Genomic DNA, 9092 nt, shown 5'->3' with positions numbered 1-9092 from the left:
CCTCCCACTTCCACCCGGCTTCGCCAGGGCTCCGGAATCGTTCGGCTTTTCCTGGCCGGGGGGCCCCGGAGTCGGTGGGAGGGCTGGCATCCGCCTTGCTCAGGAAGCCCCGTCGATGAACCCCCGCCTCCTCGCCCTCCTGCTGTGCCTGCTTTCTGGCGTACCCGCCTGGGGTGCGTCCGGACTGGAGGCCGTGCGTGGACGGGCGCAGACGGCGCGCTCGGAGGTGCGCTCGCTGCGCGGCCAGCAGCAGGCGTTGCGCGACGAGCTGAATGGGCTGGCGGCGAAAATCGAGGCGCTGAAGGCGGAGCGCCAGGGGCGGCTGACGGCGGGGACGGACCTGGAGTCGGCGCTGCGGCGCTCGCAGGAGCTGAGCGGCTCGCTCACCGGGCTGGCGCAGTCGGTGGCGGCGGCGGAGGGCGAGTCGGAGCGCGCGCACCTGGCGCTGCACACCGCGCTGTCCGACGAGCTGGCGCGGCTGCGCGCGGCGTGGGACGGGACGACGGACCGCGCCCAGCGCGCGAAGCTGTTGGAGGCCATGCGCTCGGTGCGCGCCGAGCGCGAGGCGGTCCGCGCGGCGCTGCCGGCCTCGCGCGTGCCGGCGTTGGACCGGGCGGCCCCGGCGGGGGATGACCCGGAGGACCTGCTGGAGCAGGCGGACACCCTGCGCGACACCGAGGACAAGGTGCGCGAGCGGCTCAAGGCCCTGCGCGGCCGCATCACTGAGGTGCGCGAGGAGCGCGACCTGGACCGGCGCATGAACGACTTCCTCGGCGAGGAGTCCATGTTCGACGAGCAGGACCGCCGCCTGCGCGTCCGGCTCAGCGGTGACCGCGTGCAGGTGGAGCGCAGCACGCGCGGGGGACGCAGCCCCTCCTTCCAGGGCGAAGTGCCCGACATCGGGTCGCCTCTCCCCAGCCAGCCGAACTCGCCCGCCACGGAGGACAACGATCCGGGCGGCCCGACTCCCCTCCCGAATCCACCCCCAAGCCCCAACCCGGGCACTGTCGGCACCCCGAGAGACCCCGTCGTCGAGCCTCGCGCCAGCGACCGCCGTCCCCAGGTGGAGACGGCGCGCGCCCAGGCGCTGGCGGCCGGTGGGCCGGTGGACCTGGCGGCGATGGAGGCCGAGGCCGCGAGGCTGGAGGCGCTGGCCCGGGAGCTGGACAGCCGCGCCTCCTCGTTGGAGCGCCGGGCCCACGAGCTGGAGAAGCCCTGAGGGGCGCGGGCCCGAGCTACAGCAGCCCGCCCTCCACCTCGAGCGTCACCACCGCCTGCAGGCGCACCTCGCGCTCCGGCATGACGCCGCGGCCGCGGACGATGATGCTCATGGTGGGAGCGGAGACGAAGGGTTGCAGCTCCACGCCATCCGTCCCCAGCCCGAGGACGGGGTTGGGTGGCTTGAGGTTCAGCCGGGAGACGTCCTGCCGCCGGGCGATGCGCTCCTCGCGGTCTCCGGCCCGGGCGTAGAACTCCACCGTCTCCAGGAAGGAGAAATCCTGGTCATTGGGACTGAGCACCTTGAGCGTCACGGACTTCACGTGGACGGACGTGGCTTCGTCCTTGCGAAGCCCCTGGTTCTTGAAGTCCTGGTTCTCGTTGAAGTCCATCCCCGAGAAGCTGCTGATGGCGGGGAAGGCGTTGAGGACGGTGGTGCCGCCAGGGGGGCCCGCGGGCACGGTCATCTCGCCCTTCAGCTCGGTGGTGAAGGAGGAGGACGCGCAGCCGGCCAGCCCCAGCGCGGCCGCCGCGAGAAGGGACGCGAGACGCATGTATCGAGTGTATCGGGCGGTGGGGGGGGCCGTCACGGTTCCCACCAGCCAGACGGACGGGCCCGCCCTCCCGCGAGTGGGGCGTGCAGGCGCGAGGCCGGCTATGGTGCGCGCGCCGTGGCCCGCCTTCGTCCACACCTGCTGCTTGCCCTCACCGTGCTCGCCGCCAGTGGTGCGTCCGCGGCCGAGTGGGAGGGCTCGCTGAAGGCCACCAGCCGTGTGCTGGTGGACACCAACGCGTCGCGGGACTTCTCCGACGCGAACACCCCCAGCACCGGCCTGGACCAGGCCCTCAGCCTGCTGGGCTCCGCCGAGGGCCGCGCCACCTTCGAGCGCTCCCAGCTGGTGGGCCGCTACGAGCTGGGGCTGCGCAAGTACCTGGGCTTCACGGACGAGGACACGCTGGTGCACTCCGGCGCGGTGGAGGGCTCGTTGGCCCTGGGCGCGGAGCTGGGACTGGGCGTGGAGGGACACGCGAAGGACCGGCGGGGTGGCTCGCGGGCGTACTCGGACCTGGGGGCGAGCGCCTTCGTCGAGTACGCACCCGACGTGCGGCTGGCGCTGCGCCTGCGCGCGGGGGCCCGGCGCTTCGTCTACCGGCCGGACTCCACCGCCAACTTCGGCGGGCCGGAGTTCGGCGTGCTGGGACGCTACCGCTTCAACCGCCGGCACAGCGTGTCCGTCTTCGGCGAGTGGGGTTCGCGGGGCTTCGGCACCCAGGCGCGGACGCGGCCGGCCACGCCCGACACGCCCGCCCCCGCCGCCCCGGGCCGGCGCGAGGACGGGGGGCTCACGGCCGGCGTCTCCTACACGTACCGGGGCCCGGTGGCGCTGGGGCTGGGGTACGCGTATCAGGAGGTCTCCTCCAACAGCTTCGGGGAGACGGTGATGCGGCACCGCGTCACCGGCAACGCCGGGGTGCGCCTGCCCTGGAAGCTGACGCTGCTGGCGCAGGGTTCGCTGGGCTACACCACGTACCCGGACGGCATCTACCTGTCCCCCCAAATCATCCTCATCGAGGAGGACGAGGGGCAGAACTCCCTCTCCCTGAAGCTGGCCCGCCCCGTGACGGAGCGGGTGGACGTGGAGGTGTCCTGGGGCCTGTGGAGCACGCGGCTGCCCCGCAACGCGCTCACCTACACGCGCCAGGTGTTCGGCGTGGGCTTCACCTGGCGCGACTGACGCGCTCCGGCCTCGGACGGGGCGTTCCGGGCCGGCTCAGCCCAGGTCGGCGACGCGCTCGTCGATTTCCTCGGCGAGGCCGGGGTGCCCCTGGGCCAGGGCGTGCTCCTTGGCGCGGGCGAACGCGTCCCGGGCCTTCTGTGTCTCCCCGGCCCCGGCCCAGGCGTCCCCCAGGGCGACGAGGGCGGCCGCATAGCCAGGGTCCAGCCGGACGGCGGACTCGAGGCTCTGGGCGGCTTCGGTGTACTGCCGGCGTTCCAGGTACAGCTTCCCCAGGGAGAAATGACTCATGGGGGAGTCCGGGAAGTCGGCCACCATCTTCTTGAACTGCTCCAGCCGGGCGTCACTCATGGACAACACGAGATAGAGGACCGCTGCCGCCTTGCCAAGGGTGCGCTAGGGTGCGCGACACATGGCCACGAAGAAGAAGACGAGCGCGAAAAAGAGCGCCGGCCGGGCACCGGCGGCGCGGAAGAAGGCAGCAGGCAAGGGAGCGGCGGGTAAGGTCCCCGCGCGCAAGAAGACCGCGGGCCGGGCTCCGGCGCGCAAGAAGGCGAAGCTGCCACCCGCCCCACAGCAGCAGGTGGGCCCGGCGGAGAACCCCGCGGCGAAGGCGCTGGCGCAGCGCATCGCCCAGCTCCTGCTGGACAAGAAGGCGCTGGACGTCGTCATCCTCGACGTGCGCGGGATGACGTCCTACGCGGACTACTTCGTCGTTGCCTCCGGCGAGAGCGACCGCCAGGTGAGCGCCATGGCGGAGAACGTCCAGGTCCAGCTCAAGACGTCCGAGGAGGGCGGCCACCGCCCCATCGGCACCGAGGGTCTGGAGACGGGCCAGTGGGTGCTGCTCGACTACGGCGAGGTGGTGGCGCACCTGTTCCTCACGGACCTGCGCGCGCACTATGACCTCGAGGGCCTCTGGGCCGACGCGGCGCGGGAGAAGGTGGCCTGAAGGTCCGTCTCCTCTCCATCGGCAGGGACCGCTCGGGCCTGTACGAGCCCGCGGTCCAGGAGTACGCCAAACGCCTGGGGCACTACACCCGCTTCGAGCTGGTGGAGCTGCCCGAGGCGAGTGGCAAGAAGCTCAAGCCCGGCGAGGCGAAGGCCGCGGAGGCCGACGCGATTCTGGCGAAGCGCAAGCCGCAGGACTGGGTGGTGGCGCTGGACGAGCGCGGCTCGCTGCTCGACTCGGTGGAGCTGAGCCGCTACGTGGGCAAGGCGCAGACGGGCGCGAAGGACCTGCTCTTCGTCATCGGTGGTGACGAGGGGCTGGACGAGCGGGTGCGGGAGGCGGCGAACCTGACGTTGTCGCTGTCGAAGATGACGCTGCCGCACCGGCTGGCGCGCGTGGTCCTCATCGAGCAGCTCTACCGCGCCTTCACCATTCTCAAGGGCGAGCCCTACCACAAGTAGGCGACCAGACAGGCCGGGCCCCACCGTATGGGGCCTGGCCCGCGAAGCCCGTCAGGGCCGGCACCGGCCTGGCGTCAGCGGGGGCATGAGTACCGCTGCCGCGAATACCGATTCTTCCTCCGCGCCCCCGGCGCACGTCCGCGTCATCGCCTCGCCCCAGTCCTGGATAGAGGGCGAGGCCGTGCGCCAGCTGGAAGCCATGGCGCGACTGCCCGGCATGCGCCTGGCGGTGGGGCTTCCGGACCTGCACCCCGGCAAGGGCGCCCCCGTCGGCGCCGCCTTCACGTCCGAGGGCTTCTTCTATCCCTACCTCGTCGGCAACGACATCGGCTGCGGCATGGGCCTGTGGAGCGTGGACCTGCCGGCGCGAAAGGCGAAGGCGGAGCGGTGGGCGGCGAAGCTGGATTTGGAAGGGCCGTGGAGCGGGGACGTGGAGGGCTTCCTCCAGGAGCAGGGCGTGAAGGCCTCCGGCTTCGAACTGGCGCTGGGCACGGTGGGCGGGGGCAACCACTTCGCGGAGGTGCAGCGGGTGGAGGCGGTGCACGACGCGGAGGTCTTCGCGGCGCTGGGGCTGGAGGCGGACCGGCTGATGTTGCTGGTGCACTCGGGCTCGCGGGGACTGGGCGAGGCGATTCTCCGGGCCCACGTGGACCGGCATGCGGCGGGCGGGCTGGTGGAGGACTCGGAGGAGGCGCTGCGCTACCTCGCGAGGCATGACCACGCGGTGGCGTGGGGCCGGGCCAACCGGGCGCTGGTGGCGCGGCGGGTGCTGGACGGCATCGGCGCGCAGGGCCAGCGGGTTTTGGACGTGTGCCACAACAGCGTGACGCCCCGCCGTGTGGAGGGAAGGACGCAGTGGCTGCACCGCAAGGGCGCGGCCCCGGCGGACGAAGGGCCGGTGGTGATTCCCGGCAGCCGCGGCGCCCTGAGCTACCTGGTGGCGCCGGTGGGAGACGGCCTGGGCAGCGCGCACAGCCTGGCGCACGGCGCCGGCCGCAAGTGGACGCGCACCTCCGCCCGCGAGCGCATGCGCGAGCGCTTCACCGCGGAGTCCCTCACGCGCACCTCCTTCAAGAGCCACGTCGTCTGTGAGAACAAGGACCTCCTGTTCGAGGAGGCCCCGCCCGCGTACAAGCCCATCGACCGCGTGGTGACGGACCTGGTGGAGGCGGGCCTCGTGCGCGTGGTGGCCACGCTCGCCCCCGTCCTGACGTACAAGACGCGCTCCCAGGAGGAATAGCGTGAAGACCTTCGTCGAGCCGGGCTCCCCGCTCGTGCCGTCCGCCATGGAGGCCAACATGGTGGAGCACATGACGTACCTCGCGCGGCGGATTCCCGGAGCCACCGTGAAGGACGAGCCCGGGCTGCTGCTCGTGGACTCCGGTATCCCTTCCAACACCTTCAACGTCGTGTGCCGCGCACGGCTGCGGCCCCAGGACGCGGATGCGCGCATCTCCGCCGCGATTGGCCACTTCCGGGAGAAGGGCTTCCCCTTCGCCTGGTGGGTGGGGCCGGGGGCGATGCCGGAGGACCTGGAGACGCGCCTGACGGCGCAGGGACTGGCGAACGCCGAGGCCGAGCAGGGCATGGCCGCGGACCTGTCGCGGCTGCCAGCGCTCACGGTGCCGGCGGGGCTCGACCTGCGCCGCGTCTCCACCGAGCGCGAGCTGGCGGATGTCGCTCGGGTGCTGGCCGCGAACTGGGACCCGCCGGACCCGGGCGTGATGGACTTCTACGCGAGGACGGCGCGCGTCGCGCTCGCACCGGACAGCCCCGTCCGCTTCTACGTGGGCTACCTGGACGGCGTGGCCGTCGCCGCGAGCGAGTGCTTTCTCGCGCACGGGGTGGCGGGGCTCTATTCGGTGGCCACGGTGAAGGCCGCCCGGCGGCGCGGCATCGGCACCGCGCTCACCCTGGCACCGCTGCTGGATGCCCGGGAAGCCGGCTACCGCACGGCGACCCTCCAGGCATCGGCCGATGGCCAGCCCGTCTACGCCCGGCTCGGGTTCGAGCCGTGTGGCGCCTTCCGCGAGTACCAGTGACCGGTGGGGCGTCTCGGGAGGGGAGGCCCCGTCCCCCTGGCGGGACGGGGTGCGGCGCTTTTGTGCTCTCCGCCCGACGCCCGCGTGGTTAGGGTTCGGGCATGACTGCCAAGCACAAGGTCCTGCTCTGCATCCTGGATGGCTGGGGCATCCGCCAGGAGCGCGATTCGAACGCCATCCTCCTGGCCGGCACGCCGCACCTCGACAAGCTGGCGAGCCCCTACCCCTTCACCGAGCTGCAGACGGCCGGGCTGGCGGTGGGCCTCCCCGAGGGGCAGATGGGCAACTCCGAGGTGGGCCACACCAACATCGGCGCGGGCCGCATCGTCTACCAGGACCTGGTGCGCATCAATCGCGCCGCCGAGTCCGGCGAGCTCGCGCAGAACCCCGTGCTGCGCGCGGCCATGGACGGCGTGAAGGCGGACGGCAAGGCGCTGCACCTGCTGGGACTCGTGTCTCCGGGCGGCGTGCACTCGTCCATGGAGCACCTCTACGCGCTGCTGCGCGCGGCTCGCGAGCGGGCCGTGCCGCATGTCTACGTGCACGCCTTCCTGGACGGGCGCGACACGCCGCCGCAGAGCGCGCTGGGCTACATCGAGGAACTGGAGCGCTTCCTCCACGAGACGCACGCGGGCCGCATCGCCACGGTGAGCGGGCGCTACTACGCCATGGACCGCGACAAGCGGTGGGACCGCGTGCACCTGGCCTACGACGCGCTGGTGTTCGGCCGCGGCCCCAAGGCGCCGGACGCGCTGAGCGCCATCCGCGCCTCCTACGCGGAGAAGGTGACGGACGAGTTCGTGAAGCCCACGGTGCTGGCCAGCGGCGACGGCACGCCGGTGGGCCGCATCCAGGACGGAGACACCGTCCTCTTCTTCAACTTCCGCGCGGACCGCGCGCGTGAGCTGACGAAGGCGCTGGCGTACCCGGACTTCAAGGAGTTCGACCGAGGTGGGCTGCGGCTGGGGCGCTACGTGTGCATGACCCAGTACGACGAGACGTTCGACCTGCCGGTGGCCTTCGGGCCGGACCAGCCGCAGGACATCTTCCCGGAGCTGCTGTCGCGCAAGGGCCTGCGCCAGTTCCGCACGGCGGAGACGGAGAAGTACGCGCACGTGACGTTCTTCTTCAACGGCGGCCGCGAGGTGGTGTACCCCGGCGAGGACCGGCACCTGGTGCCCAGCCCGCGCGACGTGAAGACGTATGACTTGAAGCCGGAGATGTCCGCGCGCGAGGTGACGGCGGAGCTGGTGCGCCGGCTCGACTCGGGGTCGTACGACTTCGCGCTGGTGAACTTCGCCAACCCGGACATGGTGGGTCACAGCGGCCGGCTGGACGCGGCGATGCAGGCGGTGCGCGTGGTGGACGAGTGCCTCGGCGTGCTGGGCAAGGCGTGCGAGCGCAACGGCTGGGTGATGGCCATCTCCGCCGACCACGGCAACTGCGAGCAGATGGTGGACCCGACGACGGGCGAGCCGCACACCGCGCACACCCTCAACCCGGTGCCCTTCCATCTCATCCACCCGGAGTTCCGGGGACAGAAGCTGCGTCCCGGCATCCTCGCGGACATCGCTCCCACGCTGTGCAAGGTGATGGGACTGCCGCAGTCCAAGGAGATGAACCGGCAGGGCCTGCTGCCCTGAGCAACCCCGCGCCCACGTTTTGCATGGTGGGCCGCCATGGTCGAAAGAACTGAACCCGCGGAGCCTGCCGCCGTGAGGCTCCTCGCGCCCACGCCGTGCAGGGGTGATGGGACTGCCCGACCGGCGGGGCTCGTTGCCGTGAGCCTCCTCGTGCCTGTGTCGTGTCAGGGTGAGGGGGCCGCCAGCGTTGCCATGACGGACACGGAGGCGTTCCGGTGCTGAGCGCGCTGCTGGACCTGCTCTACCCGCCTGCGTGCATCGCCTGCGCGAAGGTGCTACCGGGGGCCGGGAGTCACTTCTGCGAGACGTGCGACACCGCGCTGGAGCGGCTGCCTCCAGCGTGCTGCCTCACCTGCGCGGAGCCCGGGACGTTCCCCGGGGGCAGATGTCATCGCTGCCGCGCGGCGCCGCCCCCGTTCTCCCGTGCCTGGGCGCCCTTCTCCCATGAGGGCCCTCTGGCGCGCGCCATCCATCGGTTCAAGTACGAGGACCACCCGGAGCTGGCCGCGCCGCTGGGGGAATTGCTGGCGGACGAGGCGCGGAGCTTCCTCGACAAGGCTCCCGCGTTCGTGGTGGCGCTGCCGCTGCACACGCGCCGCTATCACGCGCGCAAGTACGACCAGGCACAGCTCCTCGTGGGCGTGCTGGCGAAGCGCATCGGCCGCGAGGCACCGGTGGGCTGGCTCACGCGCACCCGAGAGACGCAGCGGCAGGTGGGGCTGAGCGAGACCGAGCGCGCGAACAACATGGCCGACGCCTTCACCGCGTCCTCCATGGTGAAGGGCCGCGAGGTCTTGCTCGTGGACGATGTGTTCACCACGGGGGCCACCGCACGCGCGGCCGCCGTGGCACTGCGGGGCGCGGGAGCAACACGGGTGGAGGTGCTCACCGTGGCGCGGGCCTTCTCACTGGCGTGATTTCTTGCCGCTGCCCCGGCGTCGTCTAGGATCGAAAGCGGCTTGAAGTCCCGGCAAGAACCGAACACTCCCGAAGTACAGGACTACCATACTGCAGGTCAAAACACTACGAGTTGCTAGAAC

10 protein-coding genes are annotated in these 9092 nt (G+C 71.8%); 8 read left to right on the top strand and 2 right to left on the bottom strand.

Going from position 1 to position 9092, the window contains the following annotated elements:
• Positions 1 to 115 precede the first annotated feature (115 nt).
• A complete protein-coding gene (locus HG543_RS28965) occupies positions 116 to 1219 on the top strand; it encodes a TetR family transcriptional regulator (protein ID WP_169348122.1) in 1104 nt (367 codons plus the stop codon).
• Positions 1220 to 1235: 16 nt separating this feature from the next.
• Here HG543_RS28965 and HG543_RS28960 read toward each other — a convergent pair whose 3' ends face one another.
• Positions 1236 to 1772 carry a hypothetical protein gene (locus HG543_RS28960; RefSeq protein ID WP_171818408.1) on the bottom strand — a complete coding sequence of 179 codons (537 nt, stop codon included), beginning with the start codon at positions 1770 to 1772 and terminating at the stop codon, positions 1236 to 1238.
• A gap of 117 nt (positions 1773 to 1889) precedes the next feature.
• On the opposite strand from HG543_RS28960, the gene HG543_RS28955 reads away from it, so the two are divergent.
• Complete coding sequence (locus HG543_RS28955; protein ID WP_169348120.1) at positions 1890 to 2954, top strand: hypothetical protein; 1065 nt, start codon at positions 1890 to 1892, stop codon at positions 2952 to 2954.
• 36 nt (positions 2955 to 2990) lie between these two features.
• On the opposite strand, the gene HG543_RS28950 is transcribed toward HG543_RS28955, so the two are convergent.
• Positions 2991 to 3305, bottom strand: coding sequence for a tetratricopeptide repeat protein (locus tag HG543_RS28950; RefSeq protein ID WP_169348119.1), 315 nt, complete (start codon positions 3303 to 3305; stop codon positions 2991 to 2993).
• Positions 3306 to 3366: 61 nt separating this feature from the next.
• On the opposite strand from HG543_RS28950, the gene rsfS reads away from it, so the two are divergent.
• The 6 genes from rsfS to HG543_RS54620 all read left to right on the top strand — a co-directional run bounded on the left by rsfS (position 3367) and on the right by HG543_RS54620 (position 8969).
• Positions 3367 to 3906, top strand: a complete 540-nt coding sequence (gene rsfS / locus HG543_RS28945; RefSeq protein WP_171818407.1) for a ribosome silencing factor — start codon at positions 3367 to 3369, stop codon at positions 3904 to 3906.
• Positions 3903 to 4367, top strand: a complete 465-nt coding sequence (locus HG543_RS28940) for a 23S rRNA (pseudouridine(1915)-N(3))-methyltransferase RlmH (protein WP_169348125.1) — start codon at positions 3903 to 3905, stop codon at positions 4365 to 4367. The genes rsfS and HG543_RS28940 overlap by 4 nt, the downstream gene beginning before the upstream one ends.
• An 85-nt stretch (positions 4368 to 4452) precedes the next feature.
• The gene (locus HG543_RS28935) at positions 4453 to 5607 is read left to right on the top strand and encodes an RNA ligase RtcB family protein (RefSeq protein ID WP_169348118.1); all 1155 of its coding nucleotides are present in this window, start codon (positions 4453 to 4455) and stop codon (positions 5605 to 5607) included.
• Between the two features lies 1 nt (position 5608).
• Positions 5609 to 6409, top strand: coding sequence for a GNAT family N-acetyltransferase (locus tag HG543_RS28930; RefSeq protein ID WP_343073460.1), 801 nt, complete (start codon positions 5609 to 5611; stop codon positions 6407 to 6409).
• Between the two features lie 101 nt (positions 6410 to 6510).
• Positions 6511 to 8052 carry a 2,3-bisphosphoglycerate-independent phosphoglycerate mutase gene (gene gpmI / locus HG543_RS28925; protein WP_169348117.1) on the top strand — a complete coding sequence of 514 codons (1542 nt, stop codon included), beginning with the start codon at positions 6511 to 6513 and terminating at the stop codon, positions 8050 to 8052.
• 215 nt (positions 8053 to 8267) lie between these two features.
• On the top strand, positions 8268 to 8969 hold the full coding sequence (locus HG543_RS54620) for a phosphoribosyltransferase family protein (protein ID WP_171818406.1): 702 nt from the start codon (positions 8268 to 8270) through the stop codon (positions 8967 to 8969).
• The last annotated feature ends 123 nt before the right edge of the window (positions 8970 to 9092 follow it).

Origin of the sequence: Pyxidicoccus fallax (assembly GCF_012933655.1) — a bacterium.
Classification (GTDB): domain Bacteria; phylum Myxococcota; class Myxococcia; order Myxococcales; family Myxococcaceae; genus Myxococcus; species Myxococcus fallax.
This window is presented reverse-complemented; position numbering and strand designations above follow the sequence as displayed.